The sequence below is a fragment of the Sphingobium sp. TomMM7A genome, from assembly GCF_055397305.1.
In genome coordinates, this window is sequence record NZ_AP027312.1 from 84,689 (window position 1) to 105,610 (window position 20,922).

The 20,922-nt window shown below is 63.4% G+C and carries 22 protein-coding genes; 16 read left to right on the plus strand and 6 right to left on the minus strand.

Annotated elements, in window-relative coordinates; genetic code table 11:
- Positions 1 to 19: 19 nt before the first annotated feature.
- Entirely contained in the window at positions 20 to 1,267 is a 1,248-nt protein-coding gene (locus ACZ5ZH_RS13225; RefSeq protein ID WP_464773198.1) for an MgtC/SapB family protein, read from the minus strand.
- A gap of 54 nt (positions 1,268 to 1,321) precedes the next feature.
- Positions 1,322 to 2,194, minus strand: coding sequence for an MBL fold metallo-hydrolase (locus ACZ5ZH_RS13230; protein ID WP_464773199.1), 873 nt, complete (start codon positions 2,192 to 2,194; stop codon positions 1,322 to 1,324).
- Positions 2,195 to 2,260: 66 nt separating this feature from the next.
- On the opposite strand from ACZ5ZH_RS13230, the gene ACZ5ZH_RS13235 reads away from it, so the two are divergent.
- Genes ACZ5ZH_RS13235 through ACZ5ZH_RS13245 form a run of 3 tightly spaced genes read left to right on the plus strand, consistent with a single transcriptional unit; the run spans position 2,261 to position 3,891 of the window.
- Positions 2,261 to 2,578, plus strand: coding sequence for an ArsR/SmtB family transcription factor (locus ACZ5ZH_RS13235; protein ID WP_464773200.1), 318 nt, complete (start codon positions 2,261 to 2,263; stop codon positions 2,576 to 2,578).
- A gap of 4 nt (positions 2,579 to 2,582) precedes the next feature.
- Positions 2,583 to 3,104 (plus strand): rhodanese-like domain-containing protein, encoded by a 522-nt coding sequence (locus tag ACZ5ZH_RS13240; protein ID WP_464773201.1) that lies wholly within the window; start codon positions 2,583 to 2,585, stop codon positions 3,102 to 3,104.
- A 7-nt stretch (positions 3,105 to 3,111) separates the two neighbouring features.
- Positions 3,112 to 3,891, plus strand: coding sequence for a sulfite exporter TauE/SafE family protein (locus tag ACZ5ZH_RS13245; RefSeq protein WP_464773202.1), 780 nt, complete (start codon positions 3,112 to 3,114; stop codon positions 3,889 to 3,891).
- A gap of 298 nt (positions 3,892 to 4,189) precedes the next feature.
- Here ACZ5ZH_RS13245 and hemN read toward each other — a convergent pair whose 3' ends face one another.
- A complete protein-coding gene (gene hemN / locus ACZ5ZH_RS13250; protein WP_460989116.1) occupies positions 4,190 to 5,497 on the minus strand; it encodes an oxygen-independent coproporphyrinogen III oxidase in 1,308 nt (435 codons plus the stop codon).
- A 134-nt stretch (positions 5,498 to 5,631) separates the two neighbouring features.
- Between hemN and ACZ5ZH_RS13255 the strand changes: the two genes are divergently transcribed.
- The gene (locus tag ACZ5ZH_RS13255; protein ID WP_464773203.1) at positions 5,632 to 6,294 is read left to right on the plus strand and encodes an OmpW/AlkL family protein; all 663 of its coding nucleotides are present in this window, start codon (positions 5,632 to 5,634) and stop codon (positions 6,292 to 6,294) included.
- A gap of 4 nt (positions 6,295 to 6,298) precedes the next feature.
- Here the strand turns inward: ACZ5ZH_RS13255 and ACZ5ZH_RS13260 are convergent, their stop codons facing one another.
- The gene (locus tag ACZ5ZH_RS13260; RefSeq protein WP_449469617.1) at positions 6,299 to 6,661 is read right to left on the minus strand and encodes a hypothetical protein; all 363 of its coding nucleotides are present in this window, start codon (positions 6,659 to 6,661) and stop codon (positions 6,299 to 6,301) included.
- 118 nt (positions 6,662 to 6,779) lie between these two features.
- On the opposite strand from ACZ5ZH_RS13260, the gene ACZ5ZH_RS13265 reads away from it, so the two are divergent.
- The 3 genes from ACZ5ZH_RS13265 to fixJ are packed head-to-tail and all read left to right on the plus strand — an operon-like array spanning position 6,780 to position 9,380.
- Positions 6,780 to 7,595, plus strand: a complete 816-nt coding sequence (locus tag ACZ5ZH_RS13265) for a universal stress protein (RefSeq protein WP_464773204.1) — start codon at positions 6,780 to 6,782, stop codon at positions 7,593 to 7,595.
- A gap of 20 nt (positions 7,596 to 7,615) precedes the next feature.
- Positions 7,616 to 8,764 (plus strand): sensor histidine kinase, encoded by a 1,149-nt coding sequence (locus ACZ5ZH_RS13270; RefSeq protein ID WP_449469613.1) that lies wholly within the window; start codon positions 7,616 to 7,618, stop codon positions 8,762 to 8,764.
- 4 nt (positions 8,765 to 8,768) lie between these two features.
- Positions 8,769 to 9,380 carry a response regulator FixJ gene (gene fixJ, locus ACZ5ZH_RS13275; RefSeq protein WP_449469611.1) on the plus strand — a complete coding sequence of 204 codons (612 nt, stop codon included), beginning with the start codon at positions 8,769 to 8,771 and terminating at the stop codon, positions 9,378 to 9,380.
- Between the two features lie 47 nt (positions 9,381 to 9,427).
- On the opposite strand, the gene ACZ5ZH_RS13280 is transcribed toward fixJ, so the two are convergent.
- Complete coding sequence (locus ACZ5ZH_RS13280; protein ID WP_464773205.1) at positions 9,428 to 9,727, minus strand: GIY-YIG nuclease family protein; 300 nt, start codon at positions 9,725 to 9,727, stop codon at positions 9,428 to 9,430.
- A 113-nt stretch (positions 9,728 to 9,840) separates the two neighbouring features.
- On the opposite strand from ACZ5ZH_RS13280, the gene ACZ5ZH_RS13285 reads away from it, so the two are divergent.
- The 9 genes from ACZ5ZH_RS13285 (at position 9,841) to ccoS (ending at position 18,661) form a co-directional block, all read left to right on the plus strand.
- Positions 9,841 to 10,608, plus strand: a complete 768-nt coding sequence (locus tag ACZ5ZH_RS13285) for a Crp/Fnr family transcriptional regulator (RefSeq protein ID WP_464773206.1) — start codon at positions 9,841 to 9,843, stop codon at positions 10,606 to 10,608.
- A gap of 273 nt (positions 10,609 to 10,881) precedes the next feature.
- Positions 10,882 to 12,540: a cytochrome-c oxidase, cbb3-type subunit I gene (ccoN, locus tag ACZ5ZH_RS13290; RefSeq protein WP_464773207.1), complete on the plus strand. Its 1,659-nt coding sequence runs from the start codon at positions 10,882 to 10,884 to the stop codon at positions 12,538 to 12,540.
- A gap of 13 nt (positions 12,541 to 12,553) precedes the next feature.
- Positions 12,554 to 13,300: a cytochrome-c oxidase, cbb3-type subunit II gene (gene ccoO, locus ACZ5ZH_RS13295; RefSeq protein ID WP_464773208.1), complete on the plus strand. Its 747-nt coding sequence runs from the start codon at positions 12,554 to 12,556 to the stop codon at positions 13,298 to 13,300.
- Positions 13,297 to 13,467, plus strand: a complete 171-nt coding sequence (locus ACZ5ZH_RS13300; protein WP_464773209.1) for a cbb3-type cytochrome c oxidase subunit 3 — start codon at positions 13,297 to 13,299, stop codon at positions 13,465 to 13,467. Before ccoO ends, ACZ5ZH_RS13300 begins: the two co-directional genes overlap by 4 nt.
- Complete coding sequence (gene ccoP, locus ACZ5ZH_RS13305; RefSeq protein ID WP_464773210.1) at positions 13,460 to 14,380, plus strand: cytochrome-c oxidase, cbb3-type subunit III; 921 nt, start codon at positions 13,460 to 13,462, stop codon at positions 14,378 to 14,380. Before ACZ5ZH_RS13300 ends, ccoP begins: the two co-directional genes overlap by 8 nt.
- 132 nt (positions 14,381 to 14,512) lie before the next feature.
- On the plus strand, positions 14,513 to 15,943 hold the full coding sequence (gene ccoG, locus ACZ5ZH_RS13310; protein WP_464773211.1) for a cytochrome c oxidase accessory protein CcoG: 1,431 nt from the start codon (positions 14,513 to 14,515) through the stop codon (positions 15,941 to 15,943).
- 2 nt (positions 15,944 to 15,945) lie between these two features.
- Positions 15,946 to 16,392: a FixH family protein gene (locus ACZ5ZH_RS13315; RefSeq protein ID WP_464773212.1), complete on the plus strand. Its 447-nt coding sequence runs from the start codon at positions 15,946 to 15,948 to the stop codon at positions 16,390 to 16,392.
- Positions 16,392 to 18,524 carry a heavy metal translocating P-type ATPase gene (locus ACZ5ZH_RS13320; protein ID WP_464773213.1) on the plus strand — a complete coding sequence of 711 codons (2,133 nt, stop codon included), beginning with the start codon at positions 16,392 to 16,394 and terminating at the stop codon, positions 18,522 to 18,524. Before ACZ5ZH_RS13315 ends, ACZ5ZH_RS13320 begins: the two co-directional genes overlap by 1 nt.
- A complete protein-coding gene (gene ccoS / locus ACZ5ZH_RS13325) occupies positions 18,521 to 18,661 on the plus strand; it encodes a cbb3-type cytochrome oxidase assembly protein CcoS (RefSeq protein ID WP_196226890.1) in 141 nt (46 codons plus the stop codon). The genes ACZ5ZH_RS13320 and ccoS overlap by 4 nt, the downstream gene beginning before the upstream one ends.
- A 224-nt stretch (positions 18,662 to 18,885) precedes the next feature.
- Here the strand turns inward: ccoS and ACZ5ZH_RS13330 are convergent, their stop codons facing one another.
- A complete protein-coding gene (locus tag ACZ5ZH_RS13330; RefSeq protein WP_464773214.1) occupies positions 18,886 to 20,829 on the minus strand; it encodes a flavin-containing monooxygenase in 1,944 nt (647 codons plus the stop codon).
- Positions 20,830 to 20,922: the final 93 nt, after the last annotated feature.

Consider the following 20,922-nt stretch of genomic DNA (forward strand, 5'->3'; position numbering starts at 1 on the left):
GTTGCGCGTGGCGTGAAAGTCAGCCGATCGCGATCCAGGCGGCAAGGCTCGCCGCCGCCGCTGCAAGAGCGACGAACAGCGGTATTGCGGCTCTCAAGCCGCCGTGGCCCCAACCGATGCCCACCGTCATGACGGCTTTGGCCAAAGTGTTGGCCAGAACCGCGCCGCCCAGTACGAAGCCAGCGGTTTGATCGTCGATCGCATGTTGGGGGAGCCCCGCCATCGTCATCACGGCTGCATCGACGTCCGATATGCCGGTGAGGGTGAGGACTACCGCCATGCCCTGCTGCCCAAAATGTTCCAATGCCCAACGCGCGGCGAGCGACAATCCCGCGACGAGGGCAGCCAGCAGGAGCGCGGGGGTAAAGCCCAGGGGATTGGCGACTGCGGCTCCGTTGCCGCCCTTGCCGTGGGCACGCCATGCGGTCAGGGCGAAGGCGACAGCTACAAGCGCTGCCGGAGCCATTGTCAGTGCCAGAGACGGCAGCGCGCGGGGAACGAGGACAAGCGCCACCAACTGCACCCTGACGAACATCACGATTGATGCGACCGCAATGCCTGCCGTCAGCAATCCTCGGCCATCGGGTTCGTCGCGGAGCCGCCTGGCATAATCGGCGGTGACGGCGGTGGACGACACGATGGCCCCGGTAAGCGCGACCAGCAACACGCCGCGATCGCGGCCGAAGCGCCTGGAGATAGCATAACCGGCGAAGGATAGTCCCATCACGAAGACGACCACCATCCAGATCTTCCTGGGGTTCCAGGCGTCGTAAGGGCCATAGGAGGCATCTGGCAGTAGCGGCAGGATGACAAGAGACACCAGCAGGAAGCGGGACACACCCTCAATCTCGCTCTCATCCATTCCCCGAAGCAAAGCGTGCATCGATTGCCGTGAGCTCAAGATCGCAAAGATCGCCGCACCTGTGGCCAGGCCCAGGGCAGGGGAGAGGCGCGTGGCGCAGAAACCGGCACCGAAGGTCAGCAGGCCCGCCAGCGTTGTGGTTGCGGACAGATGATCCTGATCGGCGCTTCGGCTGTAGCCGACCGTCAGCACGGCCGCGACGCCCAGGCCCAGGGCAGCGGCGACCATGTCGGGGGCAAGGCCGCCGAGCCCCCCAAGCAACCCGATCAGCCCGAAGGTGCGAAAGCCCGCGACCCGTCGACCCTTGCCGAAGTTCCGCTGTGTCCAGCCGCGCTCCATCCCTACAAGCAGGCCCACTGCGATCGATGCGATCAGGGAAAGATAGGGGTGAGCGATATTGAACATGGGTTTAGCCAGCCTAAGCGCATCGGAGCAGATCGCGATAGGTATAAGTCGCAGTCAGACCGTCTTCATCTTCACCGGAATTTTGAGATAGCGAACGCCGTTGCTTTCCGCTTCGGGGAAATGACCTGCGCGGATATTGACCTGAATCGAAGGCAATAACAGCCGAGGCACGGGCAGCGTCGCATCACGGGCTTCGCGCATGGCGACGAAACTGTCTTCATCCACTCCGTCATGGATATGGACGCTTGCGCGCCGCTCTTCACCGACAGTCGTTTCCCAACGATAGTCATCGCGACCGGGCGCCTTATAGTCGTGACACAGAAACAGGCGGGTCTCATCGGGCAGGCTCAGCAGCCGGCGGATGGAACGGTAAAGAATGCGAGCGTCGCCACCGGGGAAATCCGCCCGCGCCGTGCCATAGTCAGGCATGAACAATGTGTCGCCGACAAAGGCCGCATCGCCGACCAGATAAGCGATGTCCGCAGGTGTATGCCCCGGAACATGCATGACGGTGAAGCGCAGCATGCCCACTGAAAACTGTTCGCCATCTCGAAACAACCGGTCGAAATCTGAACCATCGATCCGCATGTCGTTGAGTCCGAAGACGGGACGGAAGATTTTCTGCACGTCGCAAATATGCTCGCCAATGCCGATCGGCGCGCCGGTCCTGCCCTTGATAAAGGGTGCTGCGGACAGATGATCGGCATGGGCGTGCGTCTCCAGCACCATAGTGATCCGCCAACCCTGCTTTTCCGCAAAGGCCAGCAGCCGCTCGGCTGAGCGCGTATCGACCTCACCGCTGGCAATGTCGAAATCCATCACCGGGTCGATGACTGCCGCCTCCCGGGTTTCGGGGTCAGCGACCAGATAGCTCACCGTATAGGTCGCCTCGTCGAAAAAGGCTTCGATCAGGGGCTTTGTGTCCATGTCGTCCTCCATTGCTCCTTGACAATATATTACATATATCTAAATTAGCAATATCTAATGGAGTGCATGATGATCCGTCCGTTGATGAACCTCGCCACCTTCGAAAAGAAGGCGGGCGAAGTCTCGAACCTGCTGAAAGCGATGGGCAACGTCCGGCGCCTGATGGTGCTGTGCAAGCTGGTCGAACATGGCGAAATGACCGTGGGCGACCTCGCGCAAGAGGTGGGTTTGTCGCAATCCGCCTTGTCGCAGCATCTCGCCAGGATGCGGGAGGAGGGGCTGGTCGCTTTTCGACGGGAGAGCCAGACGCTCTGGTATCGCATCGCCGATGGGCGGACGGAACAATTGCTCGCCAGTCTCTACACCATTTTCTGCAAGGAATGATCCGATGCCGATCACAACCATTACCCCGCACGACGCGGATAAAGCCGTGGCCAAGGGCGCCACGCTCGTCGATATCCGTGGACCTGACGAACATGCCCGCGAGCATATTCCGGGGGCGATCCATGTCCCGCTCGATCGTCTGGCGGAACTGCCACAGGTGGCCGGGCCAATCATCTTTCACTGCAAGTCAGGCATGCGAACGCAAGCCAATGAGGCGGCGTTGCGGGCGGCGGCGGGCTTCACGCCCTGCCATATACTTCAGGGCGGTCTGGACGGCTGGCGCGCGGCGGGATTGCCGACGCGCCTCGATCGGGCACAGCCGTTGGAGATCATGCGGCAGGTGCAACTGGTGGCCGGTGGTCTTGTGCTGCTGGGCGTCCTGCTCGGCTTCCTCGTCGCTCCTGCCTTTTTCGGCCTGTCGGCCTTTGTGGGCGCGGGGTTGATGATGGCGGGGGCGACCGGCTGGTGCGGCATGGCGAAGCTGTTGCAGGCGATGCCATGGAATCGCCGCGCTCTCGGCGCGTAGGCTGATCATGTCTCCGGCCATGATCGTTGCGGCTCTGGCTTCGGGCGGCCTGATCGGGACTGTGTTGGGTCTGGTCGGGGGCGGCGGCTCAATCCTTGCCGTGCCGCTGCTGGTCTATGTGGTGGGCGTGGGGTCTGCTCATGCCGCCATCGGGACGGCAGCGGTCGCCGTGGCCGCCAATGCGGCTTTCAGCCTGATCGGCCATGCCCGCGCCGGTACGGTGAAATGGCCATGCGCCCTCGTTTTCGCGGGAGCTGGCGTCACTGGCGCGGCGATCGGCGCGGAAATCGGCAAGGCTGTAGACGGCCAGCGATTGCTGATGCTGTTTGGCTTGCTGATGATCGGCGTGGGCCTTTCCATGCTACGGACGAAGCGCGCCGCCGACGCGCCCGATGTACGGCTGTCGCGAGCAACCGCTGGTCGATTGTTGCCACGCCTCGTTCCGATCGGCCTTGGAGTGGGATTGGCCGCTGGTTTTTTCGGGATCGGCGGCGGCTTCCTGATCGTGCCGGGGCTGATGATGGCGACTGCCATGCCACTCAAAAATGCAGTGGGAACGTCGCTCGTCGTCGTCACGGCGCTGGGTCTCACCACTGCGTCTTCCTATGCGCTGTCGGGCTTTGTCGATTGGTCACTCGTGGGGGTATTGATCGCGGGCGGTGTCGGTGGGGCGGCTATAGGTATCGCCCTCGGCCGAAAGATGGCGGCGCGCAAAGGGCTGCTGGAGCGGTTGTTCGCCGTCACGGTGATCGCCGTGGGCGCATATGTCGCGCTGCGCGGCGTCTAAGCTTCCTTTCATCGCGGTCGAACGTCGGTTCTGCTGGTTCGGTCGTCCAGGATGACGACGGGGTGAACGGTTCAACTAAGTGGGGCAAGACCCATCTGCTCTGGCTTGATTGCGCTTGCGTCCGCACATGAGGAAGTGGCAGCCCATCTTCTCGTCCGAAGGCAGCGCGGGCTTGTGTTGGCCCGGAGGCTTCCAACCGAGAGGGGGGCGGCCGCAGAAATAGGGCGAACGCGCCGCAAAGTGGGGCACCTGTCCGGCCGAGAGGTTGACGAAGGCGAGGCTTGCCAGCGCCAGCGCACTAAACCGCATGGCTGAACCGCTTTTCCGCTGGTTGCAGATAGCTGTCGAATGCGGCGGCTATGCTGCGGGCGTAGGGGAGCGCGCCGGGTGTCAGTTGCACTCGGCCTTCGCTCAATCGCAATAGGCCAAGTCGCTCGAAGCGCGACAGGTCCGGCAGGGGCAGGGAAGTGCCCACATGCGCTTCGCCCCGGCAGAGGATCGCCTCGATGATCCGGCCACGACGCCGGTCATCGCCCGTGCGCAGCGTGCCGCGAGTGGCGGAAAGCTCGCCGCGCTCCACGCGTTCGCGCCAAGGTCCGGCCTGCTTCTCATTCTGGACGATGAGGTCCGGGAATTGGCTGATCGCACTGGCGCCCAGACCCAAAAGGATATCGGCAGGATCATCGGTAAAGCCCTGGAAGTTGCGGCGCAGCCGTCCGTCACGTGCTGCTATTGCCAGGCCGTCCTGCGGCAGGGCGAAATGGTCGAAGCCGATCGCCGCATAACCAGCGGCGGTTAACATGCGAAAGCCTTGTGCGGCCATGTCGAAGCGCGCGGCGAGATCGGGCAGATTGCTGCCGTCGATGCGGCGCTGGCGAGGCAAGAGTTGCGGCATATGGGCATAGCCGAACAGGGCGACACGGGCGGGTTGCATCGCGATGCTTGCTTCCAAAGTCGCCGCAAGATCGTCGAGGCTTTGGCCGGGTAGGCCGTACATGAGGTCGAAACCGATCGCGATCCCGGCTGCGCGGAGTTGATCGACGGCTCGCTCCACCATGTCGAGCGGCTGAATGCGGCCGATGGCGGCCTGAACATGCGGGGTGAAGGTCTGTACGCCAAGGTTGACGCGGCTGACGCCCATGGCCGCCATGGTGGAAATCCAGGTGGCGTCGAGGCGGCGCGGGTCGAGTTCGACCGAGATTTCGGCGTGACGCGCATCGAAACAGAGCAGCAATTGCTGAAGCAGGCGGACGAAATCGACGAGCGGCAGCGAATTGGGACTACCGCCGCCGAAGGCGATCCGCGCGACGCGTCCGCGTCTGCGCAAGCGCCCCGCGATGGAAGCCATCTCTCGTTCCAGCGCCTCCACATAAGCGGTCAGCCGCTGGGCGCGATTGGCCGCCCCTGTATTGCAGCCGCAATACCAGCATATGTCGTGGCAATAGGGGATATGGACATAGAGGGAGAGGGGCGCGTCCGTTTCCACCCCGTCCAGCCGGGCTGCAAGATCATCCGCGCCCACATCGGCGGTGAACTGCGCGGCGGTGGGATAGCTGGTGTAGCGCGGCACCGGCTGGGCCAGCAGGTCAGGATAGTAGGTCCACATGGCTGAACCGGATCGCATGGGATAGCGCGCACAGCATTGAGCCAGGTCAAATTGCCGCTTGCGCCGGATCAATGCCGGGCGTGCGGCGCCGGGGCAAAGCCATGTCACCGACAACAGGGACGGAGACTTTGGAAATGCACATCAAGACTATCTTATTTGGAGCAGCGGCTGGTTGCGCCGCCATGTCCGCACCCGCGCAGGCTGCGCAAGGCGACGTGCTGGTGCGGCTGCGCGCCATCATGGTTGCGCCCAATGAACGAAGCGGGAGCGTGCTGCCCGCCTTTCCGGGCGAAAAGGTGAAAGTCGATAACAGCGTGATGCCGGAGATCGACGTGACCTATATGGCGACCGACCATGTAGGCTTTGAGCTGATCGCCGCCACGACCAAGCACAGCGCCAGCGGACGCACTGGAACGACCGGGGCGATCGGCCGTTTGGCATCCACTTGGGTGCTGCCGCCGACGCTGACGGCGCAATATCATTTCCTGCCGGAAGCCAAGATCCGGCCCTATGTCGGGGCGGGGGTCAATTATACGCTGTTCTACAATGAAAAGGCGTCGAACGCGCTGGAGGGTGCGGTGGGCGCGACCAGGGTGCACATGTCGGACAGCTTCGGATGGGCGGCGCAGGCCGGAGTTGATGTCGATTTGACGGACAGCATCTTCCTGAACCTGGATGTCAAATATATCGATATCGATACCACGGCTCGGCTCTCGACCACGGCGGCGGGCGTGCAGAAGGTGCGCGTGCATCTCGATCCGCTGGTCTTTGGCGCGGGTGTGGGCATAAAGTTCTGAAACCCTATGCCGCGGCGAGCGCCTTCACCACGAAGGGCAGGCGCTCGCCATCCGGTTCGGTCAGCGTCAGATAGCTGCCGGGCTGAATCGCATGCGCGTCCAGGCGGAAGAGTCGCTCGTCATCCTCCTCACCCGGCTCATAGGACAGCGCCCAGCCGTTGGAAGTCCGTAGCAGCCAGCCATGCCGGTCGGGTTCATTCGGCCAGAAGCGCCGGACGGTGGCGAGTTCGGGTTTATGCCGATATTCCTGCTCGTCGATCAGCCCGTCCTGGCCCAGCGGCAGGCGCATGACATAGCTGCGAGCTGCCGATCCGTTCGGAAAAGCAGGTGTGCGTGCGAGTTCGAGGCGTATCGTTGTCCATGTCATACCACCCAGATCGGGTTTTCGGGGGACAAAGACTATAAGGACTATCCCGGATGGCGGCGGAGGCCGTCAGATCCTAGCCAGCAAGGACAAGTTACGGTTCCTCGGCAGGAGATGTGAGATGAAATCGATACTGCTTCATATCCATGACGATCGAGGCGCGGAAAGCCGCCTGCAAGCGGCGTGCGACATCGCGCGCGCGACGGGGGCGCACATTCGTTGCGTTCAGGTGACGCAAATGCCCGATATGGTGGCCGCGGACATGTATGGCGGCGCGGCGCTGGCGCCTTCCATCATCAACGAACTGCGTGAAATTGATGAGCGAATCAAGGCGCGCACCGAGGAAAGGCTTCGCGCGGAAGGTGTGAGTTGGGATTGGCGGCAACTCGATGGCGATATCCTTCATGGCCTACTGGCCGCCTCGACATTGACCGATGTCATCGTCGTGACCCTGCCTGAAGGGCCGCGCAGGGTACTCACCGATCCACCGCCGATCGCCGCCGAACTGGCCCTGTCAGGGCCGGTGCCGGTGATGGCCGTCCCGCAATCGGCGAAATCGCTGACGGTAACGGGACGGGCGCTAGTCGCCTGGGATGGATCCCAGGAAGCATCGGCGGCACTGCGGGGCGCGGTGCCGCTGCTGAAGCTCGCGCAGGATGTGCACATCGTGACTGTGGAGGAAGCGAACAAAAATGCCTTCCCCGCGACTGATGCCCCAGAATATCTTGCCCGCCATGGAATCAAAGCGGAAGTCCATAGCTGGCCACGGGACGGCCGAGCTGTGGAGGATGCCCTGATGGCTGCCGTCGAAGCGCTGAAGCCCGACTGGATGGTGATGGGCGCCTATGGTCACAGCCGGTTGCGCCAGTTCGTGTTCGGCGGCGTGACCCGAACGATGCTGCGCGACGGACGCGTGCCTGTCTTGCTGGCGCACTGAAGACGGGGCATTGTAACCCGATGGCGGTGGCGGACGACGATGACACGGAAGGCTTGAGCGAGCGCGAGCATAGCCTGGAACAGGCGCTGCTGGGGTCGATCCTCGCGACGGTGCCCGACGCGCTGATCGTCATCGACATGGCCGGGCGGATCGTGTCGTTCAGCGCGGCGGCGCAGCGCATGTTCCAATATGCCGAAACGGACGTACTGGGCGAAAATATCTCCATGTTGATGCCGTCGCCGGATCGGGAACGGCATGACGGCTATATCGACCATTATCTCAGTACCGGCGAAAAACGGATCATCGGCATCGGCCGCCTGACCAGCGCGCGACGGCGGGATGGATCGACCTTTCCGATCGAATTGTCGGTGGGGGAGGTGCATGACCGGGGACAGCGGCTGTTCACCGGCTTCATCCGCGACCTTACCGAACGGCAGCAGGCCGAGCGGCGCGTCGCCGACCTTCAGGCGGAACTGTCGCATGCCAGCCGGGTGACGGCTATGGGGACGCTGGCGTCCGCGCTGGCGCATGAGTTGAACCAACCGTTGACGGCGATCGCCAACTATCTGGAGGCCGGGCGCGACCTGCTGGACGCCGATGGGCCGGTGGATCGCGAGATGCTGCGCGAGGCGATGGACGAAAGCGCACGCCAGGCGCTGCGCGCGGGCGAGATCATCCGGTCGCTGCGCGAGTTCATCAAGCGCGGCGAGACGATGCGCCAGCCTGAATCGCTGCGCGAGTTGCTGGCCGAAGGGGCGGCGCTCGCTTTTATCGGCATGGACAGTCGGGGCATCGACATGGACATCAGCGTCGATCGGCGCGTGAATAATGTGCTGGTCAACCGCGTGCAGTTGCAGCAGGTGATCATCAACCTCATCAAGAATGCGGTGGAGGCGATGGCGAGCAGCCCCGCGCGCATCCTGCGCCTGTCGGCGGTCCCCGCCGAGGATGGGCGGGTGGAGGTGATCGTCGCGGACAGCGGAATGGGTCTGGACCCCGACATGTCACGCACGCTCTTCAACCCTTTCACCACCACCAAGCCGTCCGGCATGGGCGTCGGCCTGTCGATCAGCCAGACCATCGTCGAAGGGCAGGGCGGGCGCATCTGGGCGCAGCCGTCACAATGGGGCGGCACGGCCCTTCACTTCACCCTGGACAGCGCGGACTGAAAGCATGAGCGAACCTTTCCCCATCTATGTCGTCGATGATGACGAGGCGATCCGCCGGTCGCTGTCCTTCCTGCTGAAGACCAGCGGCTATGCGGTGCGGCTGTTCGAGGGCGGCACGGCGTTTCTGAAGGAAGCGGCGGGACTGGAACCGGGATGCGTGCTGCTGGACGTGCGCATGCCCGACATTGACGGGCTGGAGGTGCAGCGGGAGTTGCGCGCGCGCGGCATCATGCTGCCCGTGGTGATCATGACGGGCCATGGCGACATCGACATGGCGGTCGCGGCGATGAAGGCGGGGGCGAGCGACTTCATTGAAAAGCCGTTCGAGAAGGCAGCGCTGCTGGGATGCGTCGAGGCAGCACGGCTGCTGTCGGCGGCCGATCGTGGGGCCGGAGCGCGGGCGGAGGATGCAAGGGCGCGGCTGAATGTTCTGACCGATCGGGAGCGCGATGTGCTTGACGGGTTGGTCGAAGGACTGCCCAACAAGACGATCGCCTTCGACCTGGGGATCAGTCCGCGAACGGTGGAGATTCATCGCGCCAACCTGATGCAAAAGCTGGAGGTGAAGAGCCTGGCCGAAGCGCTGCGGATCGCCTTTCATGCGGGGGTGGGGTGAGGGTATAGCTGTCGTCACCCCGGGCTTGACCCGGGGTCCCGCTACCTTCAGGCGAGCAGTTCGAACATGTCCCCCCAGTTCGGATTGGCGCGCTCGATAAGCGCGAATTTCCACTGACGTTGCCAGCGCTTCAGGCGCTTCTCATGCTCTATGCATGCCGAGATGTCATCGCTCCGTTCGGCCCAGACCAGTCGGTACAAGCGATAGCGCGCGCAGAAATCGGACCCGGTGCCGGTTTTATGCTGGTGGATGCGGGCGGAAAGGTCTGACGTCACGCCCACATACATCGTTCCGCGATATCGATCGCTCATGATGTAAACCCAACCGCCTTCTCGTGCGCGCTCCATGGTTTTGGCATTGAAGAAGCGGGACCCCGGGTCAAGCCCGGGGTGACGGAGGAGGGGATCGCTAGGGAGATTTACGGATAGGTCTGAAACCCGCATGGCGGCATGCAGCGGGCATGGATATGCAATTTGATCTGGCGCAAAAGGCGCCCGGCGGTGCCGCAATGGCGGCGGTGATGACCCCGGCTGCCGGAGGCTGCGGTGCAGGATATTGCGATCGGTGCGAGGTGCGCGATCAGGCGATCTGCGCCGATCTGGACCCGCAGGAGCGCGCGGCGCTCAACCGGATCGGGCGACGGGTGACGTTGCAGGCCGGGCAGACTGTAATGTGGGAGGGCGATGACAGCATGGTCGTTGCCAATGTGATTGAAGGCACTCTGAAGCTGGCCACATCGACCGGCGACGGGCGCGAACAGATTGTCGGCGTGGTCTATGCATCGGATTTCATCGGGCGGCCCTTCGGCGCGCGCACGCCGCATAGCGTAACGGCGCTCACCGACGCGCGGCTGTGCCTTTACCCGCGCGGCGCTTTTGACGGCTTTGCGCGCCAGCATTCGGAGCTTGAGCATCGGCTGCTCCAGCGGACGCTGGACGACCTTGATCGGACGCGAGCCTGGATGCTCCTGCTGGGGCGAAAGAATGCGCGAGAGAAGGTTGCGTCCTTCCTGCTGGACATGAGCCGACGGCTGCGCGCGGACCCCGACGGCGTGATTGACCTACCTCTGTCGCGCCAGCAGATCGCGGACATATTGGGGCTAACCATAGAAACCGTCTCGCGTCAGATCAGCGACATGAAGCGGCTGGGCGTGATCGCGCTGGCGGGGCGGCGCCGGGTGCGGATTTCCGATGTCGACCGGCTGGAGAGCATGGCCGAGGGCGAGTGATAGCGGGTCTTCGGTTCCGACACTTCCCACGGGAGGGGTTAGGGGTGGGCGCGAGCGAAGCGAGCTTCTCGGCTGGCCTTTGAAAATCAGCATGGATGTTGCGCTGGCCCACCCCCCCCCAGCCCCCTCCCGCCTGCGGGAGGGGGAGTATCAGCGACAATCTGCCTAAGGATATTCCCCTACATACCCGCCGCGCCGCCTTTGCCAGAGGTCAGAGCATAGGGGCGGCGACCGGATGAGGGGCGCTGCAAAGACCTTTCGCGGGGAAATCCGATGGATCGATTGTTGTTGAAATCGGGCGGCTGGTTCGCATTGGCAGTGGTCGCCTTGCTGGCGGCGCTGATGGCGGTGGACAGCGGCTTTGCCGTCCATATGGCCATCGCTTGCGCGGCGGCGCTGCTGATGGTTGTGGTGACGATTGGTGGCGCAGATTATGCCGGAATCGCTCGCGGACTGCTAAAGATGCCCGCCGATCAGGGGAAATATGATGACGATCCGATCCGCTGGGGCGTGATCGCGACGGTCTTCTGGGGATTGGCGGGGTTTCTTGCCGGGCTCTTCATAGCCTTGCAGCTTGCCTTTCCCGCGCTGAACCTCGGCATCGAATATACGAGCTTCGGGAGGTTGCGGCCGCTGCACACCTCGGCAGTGATCTTCGCATTCGGCGGCAATGCTCTGATCGCGACCAGCTTCTATGTCGTGCAGCGCACTTGCCGGGCGCGGCTTGCCTTTCCCTCGCTCGCGCGGTTCGTCTTCTGGGGATACCAGCTGTTCATCGTGCTGGCCGCGACCGGCTATGTCATGGGCATTACCGAAGGCCGGGAATATGCCGAGCCCGAATGGTATGTCGATATCTGGCTAACGATCGTCTGGGTCGCCTATCTGATCGTCTTCGGCGGCACGATCCTGCGCCGCAGCGAGCCGCATATCTATGTGGCGAACTGGTTTTACCTGAGCTTCATCCTGACGATCGCGATGCTGCACATCATCAACAACCTGTCGGTGCCAGTCAGCTTTCTTGGTTCCAAGAGCTATAGCGCTTTCGCTGGCGTGCAGGATGCGCTGACACAATGGTGGTACGGGCATAACGCCGTCGGCTTCTTCCTGACCGCCGGTTTCCTCGCCATGATGTATTATTTCGTGCCCAAGCAGGCGGAGCGGCCGGTCTATAGTTATCGGTTGTCCATCATCCACTTCTGGTCGCTGATCTTCCTCTATATTTGGGCGGGTCCACACCACCTTCACTATACGGCGCTGCCCGACTGGGCGCAGACTTTGGGCATGGTCTTTTCGGTCATGCTGTGGATGCCGAGCTGGGGCGGGATGATCAACGGCCTTATGACGCTGAACGGCGCATGGGACCGCATCCGCACCGATCCGATCATCCGCATGATGGTGATGGCGCTGGCCTTTTACGGCATGAGCACCTTTGAAGGGCCGATGATGTCGGTAAAGGCGGTCAACAGCCTGTCCCACTATACCGATTGGACGATCGGCCATGTGCACAGCGGCGCGTTGGGTTGGAACGGGCTCATCACCTTCGCCTGCCTCTATTATCTGACGCCAAGACTGTGGAAGCGCGAGCGGCTCTATTCGCTACGGCTGGTGAACTGGCACTTCTGGCTCGCGACGCTGGGTATCGTTCTCTACGCCGCGTCGATGTGGGTGGCGGGCATCATGCAGGGCCTGATGTGGCGCGAATATGGGAGTGACGGCTACCTCGTCTATGCCTTCTCCGAAGTCGTGAGCGCCATGTTCCCCATGTATGTGATCCGGGCGGCTGGCGGCCTCATGTACCTCGCCGGAGCGATCATCATGGCCTGGAACATCGGCAAGACCATCGCGGGCAGCCCGCTGCGCGCGGAGAAGCCGATGAGTGATGCGGCCTATGATCCGGCGGCGGATCGGCCGCTTGTCGCCCAGCCTGCTTAAGGGACTCCAAGACATGACAAGCAAGACCAAAGCCAAGTTCTGGGACCATGGCAAGCTGGAGCGGAACGTCTCCCTGTTGGGCATCGCGTCTCTGATCGTAGTTGCCATCGGCGGCATCGTGGAGATCGCACCGCTCTTCTGGATCGACAACACGATCGAGAAGGTGGAGGGCATGCGTCCCTATACGCCGCTGGAGCTGGCGGGGCGGAACATTTACATCCGCGAGGGCTGCTACAATTGCCACAGCCAGATGATCCGGCCGTTCCGCGACGAGACGGAACGATATGGCCATTACAGCCTGGCGGCCGAGAGCATGTATGACCATCCGTTCCAATGGGGATCGAAGCGCACAGGCCCTGACCTGGCGCGGGTGGGCGGCAGATATTCGGACGAATGGCATGTCCAGCATCTGAAGGACCCGCGCGCCGTGGTGCCGGAGTCCATCATGCCGGGCTATGCCTTCCTGGCGGAGCGGGAGTTGAAGTCCGGCGACATGGGCAAGGACCTGACGGCGCTGTCCAATGTCGGCGTGCCTTACAGCAAGGATGCCATCGCCAAGGCCAATGACGACCTGAAGGCGCAGGCCGATCCGGATGCGGACGCCAAAGACCTGATCAAACGCTATCCCAAGGCGCAGGCGCGCGACTTCGATGGCGATCCGGGCAAGGTGACGGAGATGGATGCGCTGGTCGCCTATCTCCAGATGCTGGGCACGCTGGTCGATGTGGAAAGCGCCAAGCCGCAGGAGGTCGAACGATGAGCTACGACGCCTTGCGGCATTTCGCCGACAGCTGGGGGCTGGTCTTCATGGGACTGACCTATGCCGTTCTGATCGGCTGGCATTTCCGGCCAAAGGGGCGGGAGCGCAGCAAGGAGGCCGCGCTCGCCATTTTCGAGACTGAGCATGCGGAGGCGGATCATGGCTGATGACAAGCGGATCGACGCCGCCACCGGCACAGAGATCAAGCATCATGAATGGGACGGCATCCAGGAACTGGACACACCCCTGCCGCGATGGTGGCTGTGGACCTTCTACGCGACGATCCTGTTCGCGATTGGGTATGTGATCGCTTATCCCGCCCTGCCGATGATAGATCGGGCGACGGGCGGCGTGTTGGGCTGGTCCAGCCGGGGGGTGCTCGACAAGGAGCTGGCGGCGCGGGAAGCGCAGATTGCGCCGGTTCGGCAGGCGATCGCCGATACCTCCATCGACGTGCTGCCCACGCGGCCGCAACTGATGCAGGCGGCGGTTGAGGGCGGGCGCGCTGCGTTTCGCGTGCATTGCGTGCAGTGCCACGGATCGGGCGCGGCGGGGTCGAAAGGCTATCCCAACCTGAATGATGACGACTGGTTGTGGGGTGGAAATCTGCCTGCAATCGAAAAGACCATCACCGATGGCGTGCGCAATCCCGATCATGCAGCAACTCGCCAGTCGCTCATGCCTGCTTTCGGTAAGGATCAGTTGCTCACCGCTGCGCAGGTCGACGATGTGGTGGCGCATGTGCGGGTGATTAGCGGGCAAGACCGCCCCAGCCCGGCGTCGCAGCGGGGGGGCAGGGTCTTTACCGACAATTGCGCTGTCTGCCACGGACCGGCGGGCAAGGGGAACCGGGACGTCGGTGCGCCGAACCTGAGCGATGCGATCTGGCTCTATGACGGCGATGCCGAGACCATCCATGAGACCGTCTGGAACAGCCGCCATGGCGTGATGCCGCGCTGGGACGACAAGCTGGACAAGGCGACGATCCGCATGCTGGCCGCCTATGTGCACAGTCTCGGCGGGGGTGAGGCTGTGCCGGTGAAGTTTGCGGCTAAGGTGCCGGGCGATGCCGCGCAATAGCAGCCGCCCCTTCTTCGTCACCCCGGACTTGATCCGGGGTCCCGCTGCCCTTTGGAACGGGCGTGGGGAAGAAGCGGAATTCCGGGTCGAGCCCGGGATGACGGGGAGTGTAGTTGTTCCGGGGAGGCGGGCATGCTGATGTCGGACTCCCCCTCGCTCTACGAGAAGCGCAAGGGCGTCTATCTCAAGGCGGTGGACGGCTTCTATCGCCGCCTGAAATGGGCGATTATGGCGGTGACGCTGGGCATTTATTGGGCGACGCCCTGGCTGCGGTGGGACCGGGGGCCTTATGCGCCGGATCAGGCGGTCCTCGTCGATCTGGCGCATCGTCGCTTCTACATGTTCTCAATCGAAATCTGGCCGCACGAATTTTACTATGTCGCCGGGCTGCTCGTCATGGCGGGAGTTGGCCTGTTCCTCGTTACCTCCGCCGTGGGCCGGGCGTGGTGCGGCTATGCCTGTCCGCAGACGGTGTGGACGGACCTGTACCAGCATGTCGAACGCTTCATCGACGGGGATCGCAACGCGCAGCTGAAGCTAGCCAAGGCCCCCTGGAGCGTCGGCAAGCTGGCGCGACGGCTGGGGAAGTGGAGCCTGTGGCTGGCGATCGCCTTCATCACGGGAGGCGCATGGATTTTCTACTTCGCCGACGCGCCCACACTTCAACAGCAGTTCTGGAGCGGCACCGCAGCGCCGGTCGCCTATGGAACGGTAGCGGTGCTGACCGCCACGACCTTCATCCTGGGCGGATTCATGCGCGAACAGGTATGCATCTATATGTGCCCCTGGCCGCGCATCCAGACCGCGATGCTCGACGAGAAGTCGCTCGTCGTCACCTATAAGGATTGGCGCGGCGAAAAGCGTGGGAGCCTAAAAAAGGCGGAGGCGCATCCGGGAGAGTTTGGCGACTGCATCGATTGCAACCAGTGCGTCGCGGTCTGCCCCACCGGCATCGATATTCGGGAAGGGCCGCAGATCGGCTGCATCACCTGCGCGCTGTGCATCGACGCCTGCGACAAGGTGATGGAACAGATCGGACGGCCTCGCGGGCTGATCGATTATTGCACGCAGGACGATGCGGAAGCGGAGAAGAAGGGTGCGGCGCCAAAACCAGTGCTGAAGACATTGCTGCGCCCGCGGACCATCGCCTATTTCGGCGTGTGGGCGAGCATTGGTGCGGCGATGCTGTTCACGCTGGGTGCGCGGACGCGGCTCGACATCAGTGCGCAGCAGGATCGCAATCCGATCTTCGTGCGCCTGTCGGACGGCGCGATCCGCAACGCTTATACGGTGAAGCTGCGCAATATGGAGGCGCGCCCGCGCGACGTGGAGGTGCGCGTTACGGGTCTGCCCGGCGCAAAGATCTGGACCGACGCCGGATCGCGGGAAAAGGCGAGTGATGCGGTGCGCGCAACGGTCGCTGCCGACAGCGTGACCAAGCTGCGCCTGTTCCTGACGATGCCCTCCGCAGGTCCGGCGCGGCAGGATCTCCGTTTCACCGTGCGCGCCCTGGACCGCGAAGGCGGCGGCGAAAGCGAAGACGCTCGTTTCGAAAGGCCCTGAACATGAAACATGCCCGTCCATTCACCGGCTGGCACATGACCGCGATACTCGTCGCGGGTTTTGCCGTCGTCATCGCCGTGAACACGCTGATGGCGACGATCGCCGTGCGATCCTTCGGCGGGACAGTGGTGGAGAATAGCTATGTCGCCAGCCAGAAGTTCAACGGCTGGCTGGCGCAGGCGCGGGCGCAGGAAAAGCTGGGCTGGCGCGACCGGGTGACGCTGGACCCCGCGCGCCATGTGCGGATGGAGCTGAACGTGCGGGGTGCGCAGATGAGCGCGGTGGCGCAACATCCGCTTGGGCGCGCGCCGGATATCATGTTGCGTCTGCATGAGGCCGCGCCGGGACTTTATGTGAGCGATCGCGCCTTGCCCGGTGGCCGGTGGCAGCTGCGCTTCGACATTCGCCATGGCGGCGGAGAAGAACATTTGCTGCGGGAGATCGACTGATGGCCAGCCAGCCTGTTCTCAACGAGGAAGCTTCGGCTGAAGCAAAGGAAAGCCTGTTCGCGGTGCCGGGCATTCATTGTGCGGGGTGCATCTCGAAGATCGAGAATGGCTTGCCGCTGACGCCCGGCATCCACTCCGCGCGGGTCAATATGAGCGCCAAGCGGGTCGCGATCAGCCATGATCCTGCACTGACCCCGCCGGAAATGAAGGCGGCGATCGTCGCGCTCGGGTTCGACGCGGAGCCGCTCGCTGATCCGGGTCAGGATGTCGCGGCGGCAGAGAGCAAGGCGCTGGTGCGCGCGCTTGCCGTGGCGGGCTTCGCGGCGATGAACATCATGCTGCTGTCGGTGTCGATCTGGTCAGGCGCGGAAGGGGCCACGCGGACGATGTTCCACTGGCTATCGGCGCTGATCGCTTTGCCGACCGTCGCTTATGCCGGCCAGCCTTTCTTCCGTTCCGCCTGGGCGGCGTTGCGACAACGGCGGACGAACATGGACGTGCCCATCAGCATCGGCGTGCTGCTGACCACCGCCATGAGCCTTTTCGAAACCATCAGTGGCGGCAAACATGCCTGGTTTGATGGCGCGGTGATGCTGCTGTTCTTCCTGCTGGCGGGACGTTGCCTGGACAGCATGATGCGCGCGCGCGCGAGGGCGGGCGTTGCGGCGTTGCTGAAACAGACGGCGCCGGGCGCGCTGGTGCTGGGCGAAGGCGGCCGCAGCCAGTGGACAGCGGCCAGTGCGCTGCGTCCCGGGATGCGCATGATCGTCGCGGCGGGCGAAAGGCTGGCCGCCGACGGCCGGGTCGTTGAAGGAGAAAGCGGCATCGACATCGCCTTCCTGACCGGCGAAAGCGCGCCGGTTCGCGTGCGCGCTGGCGACATTGTGCAGGCCGGGGCGATGAATGTCGAAGGACCGATCACGGTCGAGGTGACGGCGGCCGGAGCCGATACGGTGATCGCCGACATTGCCCGGCTGATGGAGGAAGCGGGGCAGGGGAAGTCCCGCTATGTCCAGATCGCCGATCGTGCGGCGCGCTATTATGCGCCCTGTGTCCATCTGCTCGCCGCGCTGTCTTTCGCAGGGTGGATGATTGCGGGTGCCGGCGCGCATCAAGCGCTGTTGATCGCGGTCGCCGTGCTGCTGATCACCTGTCCCTGCGCGCTCGGCCTTGCGGTCCCGGCGGCGCAGATCGTTGCATGCGGAGCGCTGATGCGGCGCGGCGTGCTGGTGAAGGACGGGTCGGCGCTGGAGCGGCTGGCCGAGGTGAGCGAGGCGCTGTTCGACAAGACGGGCACGCTGACGCTGGGCCGTCCGGTGCCGCAGGCGCTCGACCGGCTGGAGTGTGAGGATCAGTCGATCCTGCTGGCGATGGCAAGGGTTTCTCGTCATCCGTTGAGCGACGCGCTGCGGCAGGCGCTGGAGGCTCGGCAAGTCGCTCCGGCATCGCTCGACCAAATCCGCGAAATTCCGGGTGAGGGCATATTCGCCGATCATGGCGGCGTGGCGGTGTCGCTGGCCCGGCCACGAAGCGTCGTCAGCCTGTTCGGCCTTGCGAGCGAATATCGGTTCGGCGAGCGTTCGGTGCTGCTGCACTTTTCCGACGCCCTGCGTCCGGATGCGGCCGAAACGCTGAGGGAGATGCGCTCGATGGGCCTCAAGACGTTGATCGCCAGCGGGGATCGCCCCGAAGCTCTGGAAGAGATCGCCCGCGCGACCGGCACGACGGCGATCGGCCATCTGCGCCCGGCGGATAAGTTGGCGCTGGTGGGGCGGTTACAGGCGCGCGGCGAGAAGGTGTTGATGGTGGGCGACGGGCTGAATGACGGCCCGGCGCTCGCGGCGGGTCATGCCAGCATCGCCCCCGCCTCTGCCAGCGACGCGAGCCAGTTGACGGCCGACGCCGTGTTCCTGGGCGACAGGCTGGCGCCCGTGGCAGTGACGGTTCGCGCGGCGCGCCGGACGATCGCCGTGGTGAAGCAGAATTTTGCGCTGGCCATCGGCTATAATGTGATGGCCGTGCCCCTGGCCGTTGCGGGCAAGGTGACGCCGCTTGTCGCGGCGATCGCCATGTCCACATCTTCGCTGATTGTGATCGCCAACGCCCTCCGCCTGAAGGGAGCCGCGAAATGACCGGCCTTGGATTGTTGATCCCGATCGCCCTGTTCCTCGGCCTGCTGGGCCTTGCCGCCTTTTTCTGGGCGCTGCGCAATGGGCAGTTCGATGACAGCGAAGGCGCAGCGGCGCGGATATTGATTGACGAAGATTGACCGCGGGGTGCTTTGGTGCCTTGTCGACCTTTGGCCAAACCGTAGCTTCAAAGTCTGCGTTCCGTCACCCCGGGCTTGACCCGGGGTCCCGCTACTTTTGAAAATATCACAAAGAGAGCGGGATCCCGGATCAAGTCCGGGATGACGACCCCTGAACATGGCGGGTGCGACAAAGGGACCTGGTCCGAATGGATCAGGCCCCTCTTGCTGCCTTCTGTTGAAGCTCAGGAAATGACCATCGCTTCCGGATCAGGATTGCGTGTCCAGTTCCAGTACTCGGCGAGCTTGAACGGGCAGGACACGTAGTTGCGGCCCTTGCTGTTCAGATAATAGCTTTTGGCCTTGGGGTGGGTCCAGACCATCTGCTTCATCTGCTCATCGACCTTCTCGTTCCAGTCGAGATAGGCCTGCTCGGTCGGCTCGATCGCCTTGCCGCCAGCGGCCACGATCTTGTCGAGCGCTTCGACGATATAGTGGATCTGCGCTTCCAGAACCATGTTGACGCCCGCGGCATGATTGGGCGCGCTGTTCGGCCCCAGCGTCATGAAGAAGTTGGGATAGGCGGGAGCCATCACGCCCAGATAGGCGCGCGCCTCGTCCTTGCCCCACGCCGCCGCCAGATCGCAGCCGCCCCGGCCATAGACCTTGAGCGGGCCGAGCGCGGGGGCCAGTTCAAAGCCGGTGGCGAGCGCAATCACATCGACTTCGTAGCGCTGGCCGCTCTTGGTGACGATCGCATTTTCCTCGACATGATCGATGGGGTCGGTTTCCAGCGTGACATTGGGCTTCAGCAAAGTGTCGAGCCAGCCGCCGTCGGCGTCCAGAACGATGCGCTTGCCAAAGATCGGATAGTCGGGAACGACCTTTTCAATGAGGTCGGGACGGCCCGCCAGCTTGCGATGGATATATTGCAGCGCATAGCTGCGCGCGCCGTCATTCTGGGCAGAGATCGAGACGTCCTGGTTGGGCCAGTTCGGGTCCCTCTTCACATTGCCATAGAGGCCGTCGCCGGTGAACCAGTAAACGCGAAAGCGGAACCATTCCTTGTAATGGGGAATGTTGCGCAGCGCGAAGCGAATATTGTCGTTCACCGGTGCGGTGATTTCCGGGTTATTGAGCACCCAATGTTTGGAGCGCTGAAAGATGACGAGGCTGGAGACCTTGTCAGCGATTGCGGGCGCGAGCTGGGCGGCGCTGGCGCCCGTGCCGATCACCGCCACGCGCTTTCCGGTAAGGTCCATGTCCGGGTCCCATCCGGCGGTGTGCATCTTGGTGCCCTTGAAGCTGTCCAGGCCGGGGATATTGGGGAAGGACCAGCGGTTAAGCACGCCATGGGCGAGTAGCACCGCATTCACCACTTCGACCCGTTCCGCGCCCGTCTTCACATCCTGCAAGGTGACGTGCCAGTTGCTGTCCGCATCGCTCCAGCGGGCGGCGAGCACCTTCGTCCCGAACTGGACATGATCGCGTATGCCATATTTGTCAGCGACGCCGGTCAGATAGCTGTGAATCTCCGGCCCCTTCGGATGGTAGCTGCTCCAATCGGGGTTCAGTTCGAAGGAATAGGAGTAGAAGTGGCTGGGCGTATCGACGCCGACGCCGGGATAGCGGTTTTCCAGCCATGTGCCGCCAAGGTCAGGGTTCTTCTCGATGATCGTATAGTCATAGCCCGCCTCGCCCAACTTGATGCCCGCGGCGATGCCGGTCATGCCGCCGCCGATCACCAGCACGCGGAAGCCGGCGGGCGGATGGATGCGGCCGGGCATGTCCTTGCGCGGCACCGGGCGTTCAAAGCCCATCTGGTCGTAAAGCACCGGCATGATCGTGGGATCGACATCTTCGCCGACGCTGACGCCCATCATCCGACGCAGCAGTTCAGGATCGATCGGGCGTTCCACCGGCGGCGTCGGGTTGGTCAGCAGCGCGAAGAGGCGATCCCGCAGATCCTGCGCCATTTCGTCCGGCACGTTCGACGGCGCTTCTGCCGTGTAGATGCCGGTCAGGTAGGGCGCGAAACTGTCCAGATATTCGCGGTCCTGCGCATAGGTCGTGTAAACCATCAGCAGGCTAGGCAGGTTGGCGTCCTGCAGCGCCCAGCGAAGACCATCGCGGTCGGCGATGGGCAGGGGGCATGTGGTCGCCGGATGTGGCTGGCTATGCGCGTTCATCTTCGCTCCTCTCTTGGTGCGCGGCGGCAGAAATGCCGGTTCGCTCAAGATGTGAGTATATACTTACTTGGCGCGAACAAATTGACGTGCGTC